The following is a 17,428-nucleotide window of genomic DNA, read 5'->3' on the forward strand; positions in this document are numbered from 1 at the left end:
GCTCCCGGTGCCACCGCACTTTCGCCGCCCCCGCGAAGGGGGCGGCCTCGAAACGACCCGATGACGGGGGTCAGGCCGGCGGGGCATTTCCTCCCCGCGCTCGGGAGTGTCTTCACCGGCGGGTCACGGCGCCGCCTTCGCAGCTGCCGGCGGCTCTCTGAGGCCGTGGTGCCCGCGGTTACTCGTCTCCGTCAACGCGTTGCCGCAGACCTTATCACTTGTCCTTCTTGGCGCGCTTCTCCCTGATCTTCATCGTCACCTCGATCGGCGAGCCCGCGAAGCCGAACTCCTCGCGGATGCGCCGCTCGATGAAGCGCCGGTAGGTGTCCTCCAGCCAGCCGGAGGTGAACAGCACGAACTTGGGCGGCTCGACCGACGCCTGCGTGGCGAAGAGGATCTTCGGCTGCTTGCCGCCGCGCACCGGCGGCGGGGTCTCGTGCACCAGCTCGGTCAGGAACGCGTTGAGCCGGGCCGTGGGCACCCGCGTGGACCAGGAGTCGAGCGCCTTCTCCAGGGCGGGCACGAGCCGGTCGAGGTGGCGCCCGGTCTTGGCGGAGATGTTGACGCGCAGCGCCCACGGGGTGCGGACGAGCTGGCGGTCGATCTCCCTCTCGAGGTAGTAGCGCCGGTCCTCGTCGAGCAGGTCCCACTTGTTGAAGGCGACCACCATGGCCCGGCCCGACTCGATGACCAGGCCGATGATGCGGAGGTCCTGCTCGGTGAGCGGCTGGCTGGCGTCGATGAGCACCACCGCGACCTCGCTGCGCTCAAGGGCGGCGCGGGTGCGCATGGCGGCGTAGAAGTCGGCGCCCTGCAGCTCGCGGTCGCGCCGGCGGATGCCGGCGGTGTCGACGAAGCGCCAGGTGCGCCCGCCCAGCTCGATCAGCTCGTCGACGGGGTCGCGGGTGGTGCCGGCCATCGGGTCGACGAGCACGCGCTCCTCCCCCGCCAGCTTGTTGAGCAGCGAGGACTTGCCGACGTTGGGCTTGCCGAGCAGCGCGACGCGGGCGGGGCCGCGCTCGGCCTCGAACGTGAGGCGCGGCGTCTCGGGCAGCGCGTCGAGCACGACGTCGAGCAGGTCGCCGCTGGAGCGCCCGTGCAGCGCGGAGACGGGGTAGGGCTCGCCGAGCCCCAGCGACCACAGCGCGGCGGCCTCCAGCTCCAGCTGCTGGTTGTCGACCTTGTTGGCGGCCAGCACGACCGGTTTGCCCGACTGGCGCAGCACGGAGCCGACGATCTCGTCGGCGTCGGTGGCGCCCACGGTGGCGTCGACGACGAACACGATCACGTCGGCCAGCTCGACGGCGACCTGGGCCTGCTCGGCGATGCGCAGGTTCATGCCCGTGGCGTCGGGGTCCCAGCCGCCGGTGTCGACGACGGTGAAGCGGCGGCCACGCCAGTTGGCGTCGTAGGTGACGCGGTCGCGGGTCACGCCCGGCACGTCTTCGACGACCGCCTCACGGCGGCCGATGATGCGGTTGACCAGCGTGGACTTGCCGACGTTGGGCCGGCCCACGATGGCGACGACCGGAAGCGGCGTGGCGTCTTCGTGCTCGCCGATCTCAAGCTCGTCGAGGTCGGCCTCGACCCAATCCCCCGTTGTCACGATTTTACGTCCTTTGTGAGTCCCGCACCGGACTTCGGATCAGGTGCGCTCTTTGACCAGTCTCAACACCTCCGCGATGACCTCGTCCAAGGTCAGCGCGGTGGTGTCGAGCTCGATGGCGCCATCCGCCATCGAGAGCGGGTCTGTCTTACGTGTCGAGTCAAGAGTGTCACGCTTGGCCATGGCCGCGCGCTGCGCCTCCAGCGTCGAGCCCGCCACCTCGGCGCTGCGCCGCAGCGCACGGGCTTCGGGGCTGGCCGTCAGGTAAACCTTGACGGTGGCGTCGGGGCAGACGACCGTGCCGATGTCGCGGCCCTCGACCACGATGTCACCGGCGCCGACGATCTCGCGCTGCAGCGCCACCAGGCGGGCACGCACCTCGGGGACGGCCGCCACGGCCGACACCGCGCCGGTCACCTCGGCCTCCCTGATCGGCCCCGCCACGTCGACGCCGTCGACGTGGATGGTGGGACCGTCGGGGTCGGTGCCGGAGCCGACGGCCGGCTCGCCGCAGCGGGCCGCGATCGCGGCCGGATCGGCGAGATCGACGCCCTGGCGCAGCATCCACCAGGTCATCGCGCGGTACATCGCCCCGGTGTCCAGGTAGCGCAGGCCCAGCGCGCGGGCGACCCCGCGCGACACGCTCGACTTACCCGACCCCGAAGGGCCGTCCATCGCGACGACCAGACCGGTCACGGCCTCTCCCTCTTCACGTTTCAGCTTGCCTCGAAGAGGCTACCGCCTCCGGCTCAGTCGGCGATCCAGCTTGCGTGAAAGCCGAGCGGCACGCGGGCGGGCAGCCGCACGGTGGCGAGGGGCTCGCCGGTGAAGTCCTGGGCGGACAGGATCACCAGGTCGCCCGCGCCCCGCTCGGGGTTGTTGACGTAGGAGAGCACGTATCCGTCGTCCTCGCCCTCCCCTGCGGGGACGAAGACCGGCTCGCCCGCGAACGCCTCGCGGCCCAACCGCCGCGTCTCCTGCGTGCCGCGCTCCAGGTCGTGCTTGATCAGCGTGTTGTCGAACGCCGTGTCGGGCATGTCCTCCAGGTCGGTGGCGCCCGGGTAGAACCGCTCCTCCATGTCGAGGGTGGCGGCGGTGTAGCCGTAACGGTACGGCCGGCCGGTACGGCGCTCGTCCATGCGCGGGAACTCCTGCGCCCGGTCGTCGAGCCGGGTCTCGGACACACGCCCTGTGCGCAGGTCGATGCGCCAGCGGTCGAGCGTGGGCGGGCCGCCGAGGTCGAGCCGGGAGTCGAGGAAGCGCTTGGGGTAGCGGAAGACGTCCACGACCACCTCGTCGCCCTCCTCGTACGCGTTGAGCGTGTGGAACACCCAGCACGGCGCCACCTCGAACCAGCGCACCTCACCGGTCGCGCGCGACAGGAGCCCGAGCCGCGCGCCGTGGTCCTCGTTCCAGGCGACGGGCAGCGGCGAGCCCTTCTCGGCGTGCGGCATGCTGAACGTCACCGGCAGGTCGTAGATCACCACGAACCGCTCGGTGAGCGCGAAGTCGTGCATCATCGGCGCGTCGGGGACCGGGATCTTCCTGACCTCCGTCACCACGCCCTTGTCGTCGATGACGATGTGCTGGTGGTGGTCCCAGCCGAAGAAGTACGCCATCGCGTGCAGCTCGCCGGTGAACGGGTCGAGGTGGGCGTGGCCGGTGTAGCCGCCGGGCAGCCCGCCGTCGAAGTCGCACGGCCCGATCGTGTCCAGCTCATAGCTCAGCTCGTACGGCCGAGCGCCCCCTTCCTGCGTCGCGAACGTGCGCCCGGCCAGCCCGATCACGTGGGTGTTGGGCGCGAGGTCGAGGCCGGAGTGCACCGGCCCCGGCCGCGGTTGCTCGCCGAGCCGCCGCGCGACGGGGGCGCTGCGCACCCACCGGTTGCGGTACCACTCGGCGCGGCCGTCGCGCAGCCGCACCCCGTGCACCATGCCCTCGCCGATGAGCAGGTGGGCGGCGCCGGGGTCGTCGAGGCCGAGCGGGTTGGGCCCGTTGCGCAGGAAGCGGCCGTTCAGCTCGGCCGGGATGCGGCCGGTGACCTCAAGGCCGAAGGCGGTGATCTCCTCGGTGGCCGGGGCGAAGCCGCCGGTGAACGGGGTGGTGCCCATCATGCTCTCCCTCTCGTCTTCATGAACGGCGGTCGTGGGCCGGCAGGAACCCGGTGAGCACCGAGGCGCACAGCAGCCGGTAGCGCGGCGACGCGTCGGCCTCCTCGAAATAGCTCATGATCTCCAGGCTCACGGCGCCGTGGACGGCCATCCACAGCAGGTCCGCGATCTCGGCCGCCGCGCCGCCGGTCAGCTCCCCCGCCTCCAGGCACGCGGCCACGGACGCCACGAGCAGGCCGAAGGTGTGCTTGGCCGTCCGCGTCGCCTCTTCCCCCGCTCTGAAGCCCGGCAGGGCGCCCAGGAACATGACGCGGTAGTAGTCGGGCTCGGCCAGCGCGTACGCCCGGTACGCGCCCAGCACGGCCATCAGCCGGTCGAGCGGGCCCTCCTCGTGGGGCACCGCCAGCAGCCGCTGTTCGAGCCGGGCGAAGCCCTCCAGCCAGAGGGCCTCGCTGAGGCCGTCCTTGGCGCCGAAGAGCGTGTAGATGACCTTCGTGGAGCAGCCGGCCTCGGCCGCGATCCGCCGGACGGTCAGCGCCGCCGGCCCTTCGCTGATGAGCAGAAGCTTGGCCGCGTCGAGGACGGCCGCCCTGACGACGCTCTGCCCTTCGCGCTGGGCCTGCTGGTACGGGGTACTCACGGTAACGCCGTTTCTTCTCGGTAACACTGTTACCGATCTTTCTACCCGCCCATGCGCGGCCTGTCAACGACTAAGCGGGGGCGTGCAGGTAAGAGCGAGGGGTGTGGAGAGCGAACCGCGTGTCACGGTCGTGGTGGTCAGCAGGGACAGGGTGCGGACGCTGACCCGTACGCTGCCGCTGCACCCGCGCCCGGTGATCCTGGTGGACAACGGCTCGGGTGACGGCACCGCCGGGTTCGTCCGCCGCCACTTCCCCGACGTCCACGTGGTCGAGGCGGGCAGGAACCTGGGCGCCCCCGGCCGCAACCTCGGCGTCGAGCTGGCCGGGACGCCCTACGTGGCCTTCGCCGACGACGACTCCTGGTGGGCGCCGAAGGCGCTGGAACGGGCGGCCGACGTGCTGGACGCCCATCCCCGCCTCGCCGTGCTGGGTGCGCGCGTGCTGGTCGGTCCCGACGAGCGGCTGGACACGGTGTCGGAACGCATGCGCGACTCGCCGCTCGGCACCGAGCCCGGAATGCCGGGGCCGAGCGTGCTGGGGTTCCTGGCGTGCGGGGTGGTGGTGCGCAGGGACGCGTTCCTGGAGGCGGGCGGGTTCGACGACGTGGTCTTCTTCTTCGGCGAGGAGGAACGGCTGGCGCTGGATCTCGCGGCGCTGGGGTGGGGGCTGGCGTACGTGGACGAGGTCGTGGCCCACCACCACCCCTCGCCCGCCCGCGACCCCGAGGGCCGCCGCGCCCTGGCCGTCAGGAACGCGCTGCTGACGGCCGTGCTGCGGCGCCCCTGGCCGGTGGTGGCGCGGCGGGTGTTCGACGCGCTGCGCGGCGGCCGGGCGGACCGGCGCGGTCTCCGTACGGCGCTGCGCCGGCTCCCCGCGGCCCTTTCAGAACGCCGCCGCCTCCCGCCGGCAGTGGAACGGAACCGACGCATGCTGGAAAGTCGTTACATATCGTGATTGATGGGCATCAGAGGGTCATGACAACAGCACCTAACCCGATCGACCTGCAGAAGCACCTGAGCGGGGTGGACTACCCGGCCAGCAAGCAGGACCTGATCAAGGCCGCTCGCGAGCACAACGCGAGCAACGACATAGTCAAGGCTCTCGAAGCCATGCCCGACCGTGAGTACGACGGCCCGAACGCCGTCAGCCAGGCGATCACCAAGCGCTGATCGCCGGAACGCGCCGGGCGGGCCCCCTCACGGGGACCCGCCCGGCGTACGTCCATGAACGGCCCGCCCGGACAGCGGGCGAGATGGTCTCAGGGGACCTGCCAGCCGCGTTCGTGCAGAGCCTGGGTGAGGGCGGCGGCGGCGCCGGGCTCCACGGACAGCTCCGCGATGCCCAGCGGCAGGCCGGGGGCGTGCTCAAGGCGGACGTCCTCGACGTTGACCCCGACCTCGTCGCACGCCTGGAACAGGCGGGCGAGCTGACCGGGACGATCGCCGATGACCACCTGCACCACGGCGTAGGAGGAGGCGGGCCCGCCGTGCTTGCCGGGGATGCGGTCGTGACCCACCACGCCGCGCTTGAGCAGCTGGGTGATCTCGTTGGTCGCGGTGCCGTCGCCGTCGGCCAGGGCCCGCAGCGCGTTCGCCGCGTCGGCCAGGTCGTTGGCCACCGCCTCCAGCACCTCGGCGACCGGCGTCGCGTTGCCGGACAGGATGCCCAGCCACAGCCCGGGATCGCTGCCCGCGATGCGCGTGACGTCGCGGATGCCCTGACCGGCCAGCCCGAGCGCGACGTCGGTGGCGTCGGCCAGCCGGGCCGCCACCGCCGAGGCCGCCACGTGGGGAGCGTGGGAGACGACCGCGACCGCACGGTCATGGTCGATGGCGCTGACCTCGACCGCGTTGGCCCCGCACAGCTCGATCAGCCGCAGCACCGCCGCCTTCGCCTCGGGATCGGCCTCCTCGGTGGGGCACAGCGCCCACGGCCGGCCCAGGAACAGGTCGTCCCTGGCCGCGCCCGGCCCCGACTTCTCCCGCCCGGCGAGCGGGTGCGAGGCGACGTAGGAGGACAGGTCGCAGCCGAGCTGCATGGCCCGATGGATGGGCTCGCCCTTGACGCTCGCCACGTCGGTGTAGAAGCGGGCCGCGCCGACCCGCTGCAGCTCCAGCAGCTCGGTCGCCACGTGCGCGGGCGGCACCGCGATGACCGCGAGGTCGGCCCGCTCGGCGTCGGCGCCCGGCCGCCACTCCTCGCCGGCGCCGAGCTCCCGTGCCAGTCGTACGGCCCCCTCATCCTGATCGGCGAGCAGCACCCGCACACCCCGCTTGCGCAGGGCCAGCGCCGCGGAGGTGCCGATGAGACCGGTGCCGACGACGAGCACGGTACGAAGATCCATCTCGATGTCCTGATTGGTCGGGCTGAACGGTTGAGAGGTGCCGCGCGGCCGGCATGCCCGCCGCGTCCTGCCTTACGGCGAATCTACTGGGCGATGTCCTGCCGCAGCGCCACCGCACCCCGCAGATAGACGTGCTGCATCTCGGAACGCGGCCGGTCGGTCTCGATGTGGGCCATGAGGCGCACCACCCGCGGCAGCGCGCCGGGAACGTCGATCTCGGTGCAGCAGATCAGCGGCACCTCGTGGAAGCCCAGCTTGCGCGCGGCCAGCGCGGGGAACTCGGCCGTCAGGTCGGGCGTCGCGGTGAACAGCACGCTGATCACGTCGTCGGGAGTCAGGTCGTTACGCTCCATGATCGCGCTGACCAGCTCGGTCGTGCCCGAGATGACCGCGTCACGGTCGTTGGCGTCGACCTGGATCGCCCCACGGATCGCCCGCACCATGTGCTTCGTTCCCTTCCACGGCCATAGAGCCCGTGCGGAGGTACCGCACGGGCTCCTGCGTCCGGCCAGATTACAGCTTCACGGCCGCGTACAGCTCGCCGACTTCCTTCAGCGACAGCGCCCTGACGGTGCCCGGCTTCGTGCGGCCCAGCTTCACCGGCCCGAACTCGATCCTGGCCAGGTCGATCACCCGGTGACCCGCCTCCTCCAGCATCCGCCTGACCACGTGCTTGCGGCCCTCGTGCAGCACCACCTCGACCAGCGCCTGCTGGCCGTGCTCCTGCACGATCGAGAACGCGTCGGCCCTCGCGATGCCGTCCTCCAGCTCGATGCCCTGCTTGAGGCGGCGGCCGAGGTCGCGCGGGATCGGGCCCGGCACCTTGGCCCAGTATTTCTTCTGCACGCCGTAGCTCGGGTGCGTCAGCCTGTTGGCCAGCTCGCCGTCGTTGGTGAGCAGCAGCAGGCCCTCGGTCTCGGTGTCGAGCCGCCCGACGTGGAACAACCTGGGCGCCAGCTCCTCGACGTAGTCGGCCAGGCAAGGACGGCCCTGCGGGTCGTCCATGGTGGACACGACGCCGATCGGCTTGTTGAGCGCGTAGTAGACCAGGTCGGGGGCGGTCGGGATGCGCATGCCGTCGACGTGGATGACCTGCGTCGCCGGGTCGACCTTGGCGCCGAACCTGCGGACGACCTGGCCGTTGACCGTGACCCGGCCCTCGCCGATCATCTCCTCGCAGGCCCTGCGGCTCGCGACGCCCGCCTGGGCGAGCACCTTCTGCAGCCGCACGCCGTCGGGGACCTCGGTGGTGTCGCGCTCGTCGGTGTAGCCCTCGGGGTAGAAGTCGCGGTCGCGAAGCGGCTGCCTGGCCGCCTTGACGCGGTCACGCTGAGGGCTGCCGGGGCCGCCGCCGGAACCACTGCCGCGCCGTCCCCCGCCGACGGTCTGCACGTCGTCCCTGCGCCCGGTACGCGCGCCAGGACGCCCGTTCCGCTCGAACCGCCCCCGCTCAGGACGCTCGCCCCGCTCAGGACGCTCGCCCCGCTCAGGACGACCGCCACGCTCGGGACGGTCACGCCGGTCGGTGCGCTCACCGCGCTCGAAGCGGTCTCCGCGCTCGGGGCGGTCCTGCCGGCCGGAGCGCTGCGGGCGGGCCTGGCGGTCGTCACGCTCGGGACGGTCGCTCCAGTCGCGCCGGGCCGGCCTGTCGTCGCCGTCACTCCGGCCGTAGCGGGCGCGCGTCGAGCTCACGGACCTGGGCGCGGCGTCCTCACGCCGCCCGCTCCGGCCCGCACGGAACGCACTGGCGCCCCGCTCGTCACGCCGCTCGCCCCGCCGATCGTCGCGCCGATCGTCTCGCCGGTCGTCGCGCCGGTCATCCGATCGGTCGGAACGGTAACCGCCCCGGCCCTCGTCACGGAAGCGCTCACCGCGCTCGTAACGGTCGCCGCCCCGGTCGAACCGGTCGCCCCCGCCGAAGCGGTCGCCGCGTCCCCCGGGCCGGTCACCCCGGTCGCTCCGGTCGAAGCGGTCGCCACGCCCTCCGGCGTGGTCGTCCCGGCCGAAGCGCTCCTGCCGGTCACCGCCGCTGTACCGCCCGCGGTCACCACCGCTGTTCCGCCCGCGGTCACCGCCACCGAACCGGCCACGGTCACCACCGCCGAAACGGTCGCGGTCGCCGCCGCTGAAGCGGTCGCGGTCGCCGCCGAATCGCTGCCGGCGGTCGTCGCCGCCGGCGTACCTGTCATCGCGCCTGTCATCGCGCCTGTCGCTGCGCCTGTCGTCGCGCGGGCCCTGCCGGCGGTCGCCGTCGCCGCGGTCGTACCGGGCGCGGGCGCCGCCCCGGTCGGCGCGCAGGGAGTCGCGGGACGGCCGGGCGCGGAAGTCGCCTCCGCCGCGGACGTCGTCGTCGCGCCGGAAGTCGCCCCGGCCACCGTGGGCACCGCGGGAGTCCCCTCCACGCGCGCCGCCGCCACGGGTGTCACCGGAGCGGAAGGCGGGACGCCCGCCACGGCCGGAGCCGCCGGCACGTCCACGACCGCGTCCATCACCGGACGGGGTGCTACGCCTGTTGATCACTTTGTCGTCTCCTCGAGATTTTCCACGTCGTCGGGGAGGAAGGGGGCGAGCTCAGGCAGCTCGCTCAGATCCCGCAGTCCCAGACGTTCAAGGAAGTATGAGCTTGTCCGGTAGAGCACTGCCTGGCTCTCCGGGTCGGTGCCGGCCTCCTCGACCAGCCCCCTGGCGACGAGCGTCCGCATGACGCCGTCGCTGTTGACGCCGCGCACCGCGGCGACGCGGGCACGGCTCACCGGTTGCCGGTAGGCCACGACCGCGAGTGTCTCCAGCGCGGCCTGGGTCAGCCGCGTCTGCTGGCCGTCGCGTACGAACCGCTCGACCAGCGCCGCGCAGTCGGCACGCGTGTAAAAGCGCCAGCCGCCCGCGACGTCCCGCAAATCAAAACCCCGCCCGGCGGCGGTGTATTCCGCCGCCAGCGCGCGCAACGCAGCGGCCACCTGATGCGTCGGCCGCTCCAGCACCTGAGCCAGCGTCACCTCGGCGACGGGCTCATCAACCACCATCAGGATAGCCTCCAGCGCCGCCTCCAGCGACGGCCCCTCCCCGCCACCCCCGCCGGCACCGGTGTTCCCGGGCTCTTCGCCCCCACGAGCGGACGCCGCCACCGCGGGCTTCTCGGCCTCGGTGGCGTCCCGCCACCCGGCCCGCGGAACGCCCCCATCGGCCTCGTCCCGCACCGGGGAACGGGCCTCATCCACAGAAGGGGCCGCCGGCTCAGCCTCCGAAGGCTCGGACGTGTCCGGCGTCTCCGCGACCTCAGCCACTGGGCGCTCAGGCGCGTCCGGTGCCTGAGCGGCCACAACCGCGTCCGGTGCCTGAGCGGCCACAACCGCGTCCGGTGCCTGAGCGGCCGCAACCGCGTCCGGTGCCTGAGCGGCCGCAACCGCGTCGGATGCCTGCGCGGCCTCGTCCGGCGCCTCCGGCTCCTCTGCGGCCGCGTTCGCCTCCGCCTGCTCGGTGTGTGGCGGCGCGTCGTCGACGGGCGCAGGGCCGGCCGGGTCGCCCGGCTCGGTGGCGTCGGTGCCTTCCACCCGAGGGGCGCCCGGCTGGATCAGGGAGCCGGGGAGGGTCATCCAGGCGGGCAGGGGTGGGTCGGAGTCGGGTGAGCGGCGTGGGTTGGGCAGCGGGTTGTCGTCAGTCATCAGTGCGTTTCTCCGCCGGTTCCTCGTAGTCGTCCCCCACCGCGACGTCGCCGTCGTCGGTGCCCGTCCAGGTCACGTGCAGCTCCCCCAGCGGCTCGACCTGGTCGAACGTGACCGCCGACTCGCGGAAGAGCTCGAGCACGGCCAGGAAGCGTGCGATCACCTCGATCGTGCCCTCGCAGTCGGCGGTGAGGGCGCGGAAGGTGGCCCGCCGCATCCGGCGCAGGTGCATGACCAGGATGGCGGCCTGCTCCTTGACGCTGGCGAGCGGCTGGTAGATGTGGCCGACGCTCACGGTGGGCGGCAGCTTGGGGGTGAACGCCTTGGCCGCGATGCGGGCGAGCTGCTCGGGCCCGATGCCGAGGATCAGCTCGGGCAGCAGGTTGGCGAACTGCTCCTCCATCGGCACCGTACGCGGGAAGCGCAGCGCCTCCTCGGCCATCCGCCCGGCGAAGACCTTGGCCACTTCCTTGTAGGCCTTGTACTGCAGCAGCCGCGCGAACAGCAGGTCTCTGGCCTCGAGCAGCGCCAGGTCCTCTTCGTCCTCGACCTCGCCCGACGGCAGCAGCCTGGCCGCCTTGAGGTCGAGCAGGGTCGCCGCGACCAGCAGGAAGTGGCTGGTCTGGTCGAGGTCCCACTCGGGCCCCCGCGACTTGATGTACGCGATGAACTCGTCGGTGACCTTGGAGAGCGAGACCTCGGTGATGTCGAGCTTGTGCTTGGCGATGAGGCCGAGGAGCAGGTCGAAGGGGCCCTCGAAGACGTCCAGATGAACCTGGAAGCCCTGGGTCTCGGTCTGCTCTGCGGTCACCTGGCCATTGTGGCAGGCGCGGGCCAGCGCGAGAGCACCTCGCGGGCCAGCTCACGGTAGGCGTTGGCGCCGAGCGACGACGGGTCGAACGTCGTGATGGGCTCGCCCGCCACGGTGGCGTCGGGGAAGCGCACCGTACGGTTGATCACGGTGTGGAACACCTTGTCGCCGAACGCCTCCACGACCCGGGCCAGCACCTCGCGGCCGTGCAGGGTGCGGGCGTCGTACATGGTGGCGAGCAGGCCCTCGATCTCGAGGTCCTCGTTGAGCCGCTCCTGCACCTTGGAGATGGTGTCCATGAGCAGCGCGACACCGCGCAGCGCGAAGAACTCGCACTCCAGCGGCACCATGACGCCGTGGGCGCAGGTGAGGGCGTTGATGGTGAGCAGGCCGAGCGACGGCTGGCAGTCGATGAGGCAGACGTCGTAGTGGGGCAGCAGCGGCTTGATGACGCGGCCGAGCACCTGCTCGCGGGCGACCTCGGTGACGAGCTGCACTTCGGCGGCGGACAGGTCGATGTTGCTGGGCAGCAGGTCGAGGCCCTCGACGCCGGTCTCGAGCAGGACGTCTTCGGCGGTGACCCCGCGCTCCATCAGCAGGTTGTAGACGGTCAGGTCGAGCTGCAGCGGGTTGATGCCGAGCCCGACGGAGAGCGCGCCCTGCGGGTCGAAGTCGACCAGGAGTACCTTGAGGCCGTATTCGACCAGCGCGGCGCCGAGATTGATGGTGGTCGTGGTCTTGCCGACGCCACCCTTCTGGTTGACCATCGCGACCACGCGCGCCGGGCCGTGCACCGCGGGGGGCACCGGCTCGGGGAACACGGGTCTGGGCCGCTGTGTCGGGCCCAGATTGACGCCGTTGGAGGGCGCGTTGGTCTTGGTGTCGCCCCAGGGGTTGTCGGGGGTCCCCGGGGTCGAACCCTTGGTCGTCACAGTCACCAGCTCGAACCTCCCTGACGATCCCGAACCGGACCGTCCGGACGGACACTATGGCGTCACCACTTAACGCGGCAAGGCGGCACGCCGTGGGCGGCGCACGTCCCAAAAGACTATAGATCACTGCCGGGCGCGTGGATGCGCGGCGGCGTAGACCTCACGGAGCTTGTCGACCGTGACCAGGGTGTAGACCTGCGTGGTCGTCACCGAGGCGTGGCCGAGCAGCTCCTGCACCACCCTAACGTCCGCGCCGCCGTCCAAAAGGTGAGTTGCAAAGGAATGCCGGAGTACGTGGGGGCTTATCCCGTCGAGTCCGGCTCGTTCGGCTGCGGCCTGCAGCACCTCCCACGCGCCCTGCCTGGTCAGCCGCCCGCCGCGGGCGTTGAGGAAGACGGCGGGGGTGCCGCGGCCGTGGGCGAGCAGCCCCGGCCTGGCGCGTACGAGGTAGGCGTCCAGCGCGGCCCGCGCGTAGCGGCCCAGCGGCACGATGCGGGTGCGGCCGCCCTTGCCGCGCAGGCGCACCTGGTCGTCCTCAAGGTCGTCCACGGCCAGCCCGACGGCCTCGGAGATGCGGGCGCCGGTGCCGTAGAGGACTTCGAGCAGGGCCCTGTTGCGCAGCGTGAGCGGCGCGCCGTCGGGGCCGGACGCGGCGATGAGGCGTTCGACCTCGGCGACGCCGATGGCCTTGGGCAGGCGGCGCAGCCGGCGGGGCGGGCGTACCTCGTGGGCGGGGTCGTGGGCCGTCACGCCTTCGCGCAGGGCGAAGCGGTGCAGCCCGCGCACGGCGGAGACGGCGCGGGCCGCGGAGCTGGCCACGAGGGCGGGGTGCTCGCCGTCGCCCTCGCGCAGCGCGGCGAGGAAGGCCTGGACGTCGGCCTCCCCCACCTGGTCGAGCTCCAGGCGCCCGCGCGCCTGGAGGTGGTCGACGTAGCGGCGCAGGTCACGGCGGTAGGACGCGAGCGTGTTGGCAGCCAGACCTCGTTCGACCGCGAGATGGGCGAGGTAGCTGGAGAGCACTGCCTCCACGAACAGGTCCTTCCGTCACGCCTCCGGAGCGTCGGCGGGGCGCAACAGGGCGAACCCCTCAACCGATGCCGCATATGCGGCGAGGATACCGGCCACGGCCGTGGAATTGTGGATCATACCCATGAGGGCCTTCTCCACCGCGTCGGCCAGCGGCACCCATTCGATCGGCATGCCGATCTCCTCGTGCCGCTGGACGAAGTCGTTCTCCTCGTCGGGGATCTTGGTCAGGCCACGGGCGAGGAACACCCTGACCCGCTCGTCGGTCATGCCGGGCGACGAGCGCAGGTCGGCCAGGGTGTACCAGGTCTCGGCGCGGTAGCCGGCCTCCTCGGCGAGCTCGCGCGCGGCGGTCTCGACCAGCGGTTCGCCCGCCACGTCGCGGATCCCGGCGGGCAGCTCCCACATCAGGTGGCGGGTGGGGTGGCGGTATTGCCTGATGAGCAGGACGCGGTCGTGCTCGTCGAGGGCGAGCGCGGCGACGGCTCCTGGATGGACGACGTAGTCGCGCTCGGCGACCTCGTCGCGGGGCATCCTGACCGTGTCGGTGACGACGTCGATGATGTGACCCTTGAAGCGGTGGCGGGATTCGACGACGTCCCACGACTCGGGCGTGTCCGCGATCAGCCGGCCGCCCGCGGCGCCCTGCGGCGACGAGCCGTTGGGGTGGCCGTTCACGGGTGCACCTTGGCGCTGCCGACGCGGCTGTCGGCGTAGACGAGCGCGGCTCCGACGAGGCCCTTGAACATCGGGTTGGCCCTGGTGGGCCGGGAGCGGAACTCGGGGTGCGCCTGGGTGCCGATGAAGAACGGGTGGATCTCGGGGGGCAGCTCGGTGTACTCGACCAGCCGGCCGTCGGGCGACAGGCCGGAGAAGACCAGGCCGACCTGCTCGAGCCGCTCGCGGTAGGCGTTGTTGACCTCGTAGCGGTGGCGGTGGCGCTCGTCGGCCTTGGCCTTGCCGCCGTAGAGGTGCCTGGCCAGCGTGCCCTCGCCGAGCTTGGCGGTGTAGCTGCCGAGCCGCATGGTGCCGCCCATGTCGCGCTCGCCGGCGATGACGTCTTCCTGGTCGGCCATGGTGGAGATGACCGGGTGCTTGGTGTCGGGGTCGAACTCGGAGGAGTTGGCGTCCTCGATGCCGGCCATGTTGCGGGCGGCCTCGATGACCATGCCCTGCATGCCGAGGCAGATGCCGAGCAGCGGGATCTTGTTCTCGCGGGCGTGGCGGATGGCGCCGATCTTGCCCTCGATGCCGCGGACGCCGAAGCCGCCGGGGATCAGCACGCCGTCGACGCCGTCGAGCTCGCGCTCGGCGCCCTCGGGGGTCTCGCAGTCGTCGCTCTTGACCCAGCGGATGTTGACGCGGGCGTCGTTGGCGAAGCCGCCGGCGCGCAGCGCCTCGGTGACCGAGAGGTACGCGTCCGGCAAATCGATATATTTCCCGACGAGGGCGATCGTGACCTCCTTGGCCGGGCGGTGCACCCGGCGCAGGAGCTGCTCCCACTCGGTCCAGTCGACGTCGCGGAAGGGCAGGCCGAGCCGGCGCACGACGTACGCGTCGAGGCCCTCGGCGTGGAGCACCTTCGGGATGTCGTAGATCGAGGCCGCGTCGACCGCGGAGACGACGGCGTCCTCGTCGACGTCGCACATCAGGCTGATCTTGCGCTTGATGGCCGTCTGCACCGGCCGGTCGGAGCGCAGCACGATCGCGTCGGGCTGGATGCCGATGCTGCGCAGCGCGGCCACGCTGTGCTGGGTCGGCTTGGTCTTGAGCTCGCCCGACGGCCCGATGTACGGCAGCAGCGACACGTGCAGGAAGAACACGTTGTCGCGGCCCACCTCGTGCCTGATCTGGCGGACGGCCTCCAGGAACGGCTGGGACTCGATGTCGCCGACCGTGCCGCCCACCTCGGTGATGACCACGTCCACGTCAGGACCGGCCATGCCCCGGATGCGGTCCTTGATCTCGTTGGTGATGTGCGGGATGACCTGCACGGTGTCGCCCAGGTATTCGCCGCGGCGCTCCTTGGCGATGACGTTGGAGTAGACCTGCCCGGTGGTCACGTTGGCCGAGCCGAGCAGGCTGGTGTCGAGGAACCGCTCGTAGTGGCCGACGTCGAGGTCGGTCTCGGCACCGTCGTCGGTGACGAACACCTCGCCGTGCTGGAACGGGTTCATGGTGCCGGGGTCGACGTTGAGGTAAGGGTCGAGCTTCTGCATGGTGACCCTGAGACCGCGCCCCTTGAGAAGGCGACCGAGGCTGGATGCCGTGAGCCCCTTGCCGAGACTGGAGGCGACACCGCCGGTGACGAACAGATGCTTGGTTTGCGATGCGCTGCGCAAAGGGGCTCCCGTGGCTCGAGGTGTGGTCGAAGTGTCCACGGGCTCTCAGGATATCAAACAACGCCCCTCACATGCCCGAACGGCTTGACCTAGCGGTAACTTTGGTCCCTATGTCACTCGTTCGGCGGGCTTTGGGCGCGTTGATTCACCGTACGTACACGGCGATCCGGCATGCCGGGGCGATCACTCCGTCCACTCCCGCGGGCTACCGATTCGGCCGGCTCGGCGACGGTGTCAGCATCGCCTTCCCCCCTGGCGCGATCTTCGGCGAGCGGTGGATGGAGATCGGCGAGCACACGCTCGTGGGCGAGCGGGTGTCGCTGTCGTGCGGCATGATGCCGGGTCACGACCTCGGCGACGGCTCCGTCCTGCGCATCGGCGGCGGCTGCTCGATCGGCAGGGGCTCCCACATCGTCGCGCACCAGTCCATCGACATCGGCGACCACGTCTTCACCGGCCCGTACGTCTACATCACCGACCAGAACCACGTCTACGACGACCCCGAGGTGCCGATCGGCCGGCAGTGGCCGCGCAACAGCCCGGTCTCCATCGGCGCCGGCTCCTGGCTGGGCGCGGGCGCGATCATCCTGCCGGGCACCACGCTGGGCCGCCAGTGCGTGGTGGCGGGCGGCGCGGTGGTGCGCGGCGAGTTCCCCGACCACAGTGTTGTGGCGGGTGTGCCGGCCAGGCGGGTCCGCGGCTACACGCCCGAGATGGGATGGCACGCGCCCGTCACGTTCGACGCGACGACCTGAGCTCCAGGGGATGGACCGAACAAGCTTCTGACCGTTAGCGTCGGTTCATGCGCACCGCGATAAGTGAGCGTTTAGGGATCGAGTTTCCGCTCTTCGCCTTCAGCCACTGCCGCGACGTGGTGGCCGCCGTCACGAACGCGGGCGGGTTCGGGGTGCTGGGCGCGGTCGCGTACTCGCCCGAGCAGCTCGACACCGAGCTGACGTGGCTGGACGAGCGGGTGGGCGGCCGGCCGTACGGGGTGGACGTGCTCGTCCCCGGCAAGATCGACTCATCGGCGCACGACCGGCGCGTGCACCTCATGGACGCCGTCCCCGACCGGCACCGCGACTTCGTCACCCACCTGCTGACCAAGTACGGCGTCAGCGCGCCCGGCCGGCCGATGAGCGCCACCGCCGACGAGATGGGCAGGCGGGTCACCGCGGCCGGCGCGACCGGGCTGATCGACGTGGCGCTGAAGCACCGCATCGGGCTGATCGCCAGCGCCCTGGGCCCGCCGCCGCCCGAGATGGTGACGAAGGCCAGGGAGGCGGGCGTGCCGGTGGCGGCCCTGGTGGGCACCGTCGAGCACGCGCGCAGGCAGGTCGAGGCCGGCGCCGACCTCATCGTGGCGCAGGGCACGGAGGCGGGCGGCCACACCGGCGACGTCTCCACGATGGTGCTGGTGCCGCAGGTCGTGGACGCGGTCGCGCCGGTGCCCGTGCTGGCCGCGGGCGGCATCGCGTCGGGGCGGCAGATGGCGGCGGCCATGGCGCTCGGCGCGGAGGGCGTGTGGTGCGGCTCGCTCTGGCTGACGACCGAGGAGGCGGAGACCTCTCCGGCGGTCAAGCGGAAGCTGCTGGCCGCCTCGTCGCTGGACACCGTACGGTCGCGCTCCCGTACGGGGAAGCCGGCCCGCCAGCTCAAGTCCGCCTGGACCGAGGAGTGGGACTCCGGGCAGGAGAGCCCCGGCCCGCTGGGCATGCCGCTGCAGCTGCTGCTGGCCGAGGGCGCGATGGCGCGGATCGGCGCGGCGGCGGAGAAGGGCGAGCCCGGCGCCGTGGAGCTGGTCAACTACTTCGTCGGGCAGGTGGTCGGCCAGCTCGACCAGGTACGCCCGGCCAGGGAGGTCGTCTACGACCTGGTCAGCGAGTTCGGCGAGGCGGTCGAACGGCTGGGCCGCCTCACGGCGGACTGACGCGGCCGGGCTCACGCCGCCTG

17 protein-coding genes are annotated in these 17,428 nt (G+C 71.8%); 4 read left to right on the forward strand and 13 right to left on the reverse strand.

All coding sequences use genetic code 11. The features are described 5' to 3' along the window. Window positions 1-214 precede the first annotated feature (214 nt). From der to ACFFR3_RS14000, 4 genes are read right to left on the reverse strand one after another with little or no spacing between them, the layout of a single operon-like run. On the reverse strand, window positions 215-1,606 hold the full coding sequence (gene der / locus ACFFR3_RS13985) for a ribosome biogenesis GTPase Der (RefSeq protein WP_345401658.1): 1,392 nt from the start codon (window positions 1,604-1,606) through the stop codon (window positions 215-217). A 39-nt stretch (window positions 1,607-1,645) separates the two neighbouring features. Next, window positions 1,646-2,302, reverse strand: coding sequence for a (d)CMP kinase (cmk, locus tag ACFFR3_RS13990; protein WP_345401655.1), 657 nt, complete (start codon window positions 2,300-2,302; stop codon window positions 1,646-1,648). A gap of 53 nt (window positions 2,303-2,355) precedes the next feature. Beyond that, window positions 2,356-3,720 (reverse strand): carotenoid oxygenase family protein, encoded by a 1,365-nt coding sequence (locus ACFFR3_RS13995; protein ID WP_345401651.1) that lies wholly within the window; start codon window positions 3,718-3,720, stop codon window positions 2,356-2,358. Window positions 3,721-3,736: 16 nt separating this feature from the next. After that, window positions 3,737-4,357: a TetR/AcrR family transcriptional regulator gene (locus ACFFR3_RS14000; RefSeq protein WP_345401648.1), complete on the reverse strand. Its 621-nt coding sequence runs from the start codon at window positions 4,355-4,357 to the stop codon at window positions 3,737-3,739. Between the two features lie 103 nt (window positions 4,358-4,460). Here ACFFR3_RS14000 and ACFFR3_RS14005 point away from each other — a divergent pair, with 103 nt between their 5' ends. Together ACFFR3_RS14005 and ACFFR3_RS14010 are read left to right on the forward strand one after the other, a co-directional pair. Then, on the forward strand, window positions 4,461-5,312 hold the full coding sequence (locus ACFFR3_RS14005) for a glycosyltransferase family 2 protein (protein WP_379483239.1): 852 nt from the start codon (window positions 4,461-4,463) through the stop codon (window positions 5,310-5,312). 20 nt (window positions 5,313-5,332) lie between these two features. Then, window positions 5,333-5,527, forward strand: a complete 195-nt coding sequence (locus tag ACFFR3_RS14010; protein WP_355421464.1) for a DUF2795 domain-containing protein — start codon at window positions 5,333-5,335, stop codon at window positions 5,525-5,527. An 89-nt stretch (window positions 5,528-5,616) separates the two neighbouring features. On the opposite strand, the gene ACFFR3_RS14015 is transcribed toward ACFFR3_RS14010, so the two are convergent. The 9 genes from ACFFR3_RS14015 to pyrG all read right to left on the reverse strand — a co-directional run bounded on the left by ACFFR3_RS14015 (window position 5,617) and on the right by pyrG (window position 15,475). After that, window positions 5,617-6,702 carry a prephenate dehydrogenase gene (locus ACFFR3_RS14015; RefSeq protein ID WP_364366274.1) on the reverse strand — a complete coding sequence of 362 codons (1,086 nt, stop codon included), beginning with the start codon at window positions 6,700-6,702 and terminating at the stop codon, window positions 5,617-5,619. A gap of 83 nt (window positions 6,703-6,785) precedes the next feature. Next, the gene (aroH, locus tag ACFFR3_RS14020) at window positions 6,786-7,145 is read right to left on the reverse strand and encodes a chorismate mutase (RefSeq protein ID WP_345401642.1); all 360 of its coding nucleotides are present in this window, start codon (window positions 7,143-7,145) and stop codon (window positions 6,786-6,788) included. A gap of 70 nt (window positions 7,146-7,215) precedes the next feature. Next, a complete protein-coding gene (locus ACFFR3_RS14025) occupies window positions 7,216-9,222 on the reverse strand; it encodes a pseudouridine synthase (RefSeq protein WP_379483240.1) in 2,007 nt (668 codons plus the stop codon). After that, the gene (gene scpB / locus ACFFR3_RS14030) at window positions 9,219-9,752 is read right to left on the reverse strand and encodes an SMC-Scp complex subunit ScpB (protein WP_364366978.1); all 534 of its coding nucleotides are present in this window, start codon (window positions 9,750-9,752) and stop codon (window positions 9,219-9,221) included. Before scpB ends, ACFFR3_RS14025 begins: the two co-directional genes overlap by 4 nt. A gap of 604 nt (window positions 9,753-10,356) precedes the next feature. Next, complete coding sequence (locus tag ACFFR3_RS14035) at window positions 10,357-11,175, reverse strand: segregation and condensation protein A (RefSeq protein ID WP_364366270.1); 819 nt, start codon at window positions 11,173-11,175, stop codon at window positions 10,357-10,359. Further along, complete coding sequence (locus ACFFR3_RS14040; protein ID WP_376776154.1) at window positions 11,172-12,107, reverse strand: ParA family protein; 936 nt, start codon at window positions 12,105-12,107, stop codon at window positions 11,172-11,174. The genes ACFFR3_RS14035 and ACFFR3_RS14040 overlap by 4 nt, the downstream gene beginning before the upstream one ends. 123 nt (window positions 12,108-12,230) lie before the next feature. Next, window positions 12,231-13,136, reverse strand: coding sequence for a site-specific tyrosine recombinase XerD (locus tag ACFFR3_RS14045; RefSeq protein WP_345401636.1), 906 nt, complete (start codon window positions 13,134-13,136; stop codon window positions 12,231-12,233). A gap of 15 nt (window positions 13,137-13,151) precedes the next feature. Continuing rightward, complete coding sequence (locus ACFFR3_RS14050; RefSeq protein ID WP_345401633.1) at window positions 13,152-13,811, reverse strand: NUDIX domain-containing protein; 660 nt, start codon at window positions 13,809-13,811, stop codon at window positions 13,152-13,154. Next, a complete protein-coding gene (gene pyrG, locus ACFFR3_RS14055; protein ID WP_345401630.1) occupies window positions 13,808-15,475 on the reverse strand; it encodes a CTP synthase in 1,668 nt (555 codons plus the stop codon). Before pyrG ends, ACFFR3_RS14050 begins: the two co-directional genes overlap by 4 nt. Before the next feature lie 110 nt (window positions 15,476-15,585). Between pyrG and ACFFR3_RS14060 the strand changes: the two genes are divergently transcribed. Both ACFFR3_RS14060 and ACFFR3_RS14065 read left to right on the forward strand, forming a co-directional pair. Further along, window positions 15,586-16,230 carry an acyltransferase gene (locus ACFFR3_RS14060; RefSeq protein ID WP_364366260.1) on the forward strand — a complete coding sequence of 215 codons (645 nt, stop codon included), beginning with the start codon at window positions 15,586-15,588 and terminating at the stop codon, window positions 16,228-16,230. A gap of 47 nt (window positions 16,231-16,277) precedes the next feature. Further along, window positions 16,278-17,405, forward strand: coding sequence for an NAD(P)H-dependent flavin oxidoreductase (locus tag ACFFR3_RS14065; RefSeq protein ID WP_345401624.1), 1,128 nt, complete (start codon window positions 16,278-16,280; stop codon window positions 17,403-17,405). Window positions 17,406-17,428 lie beyond the last annotated feature (23 nt).

The sequence above is a fragment of the Nonomuraea salmonea genome, assembly GCF_042428605.1.
Classification (GTDB): domain Bacteria; phylum Actinomycetota; class Actinomycetes; order Streptosporangiales; family Streptosporangiaceae; genus Nonomuraea; species Nonomuraea salmonea.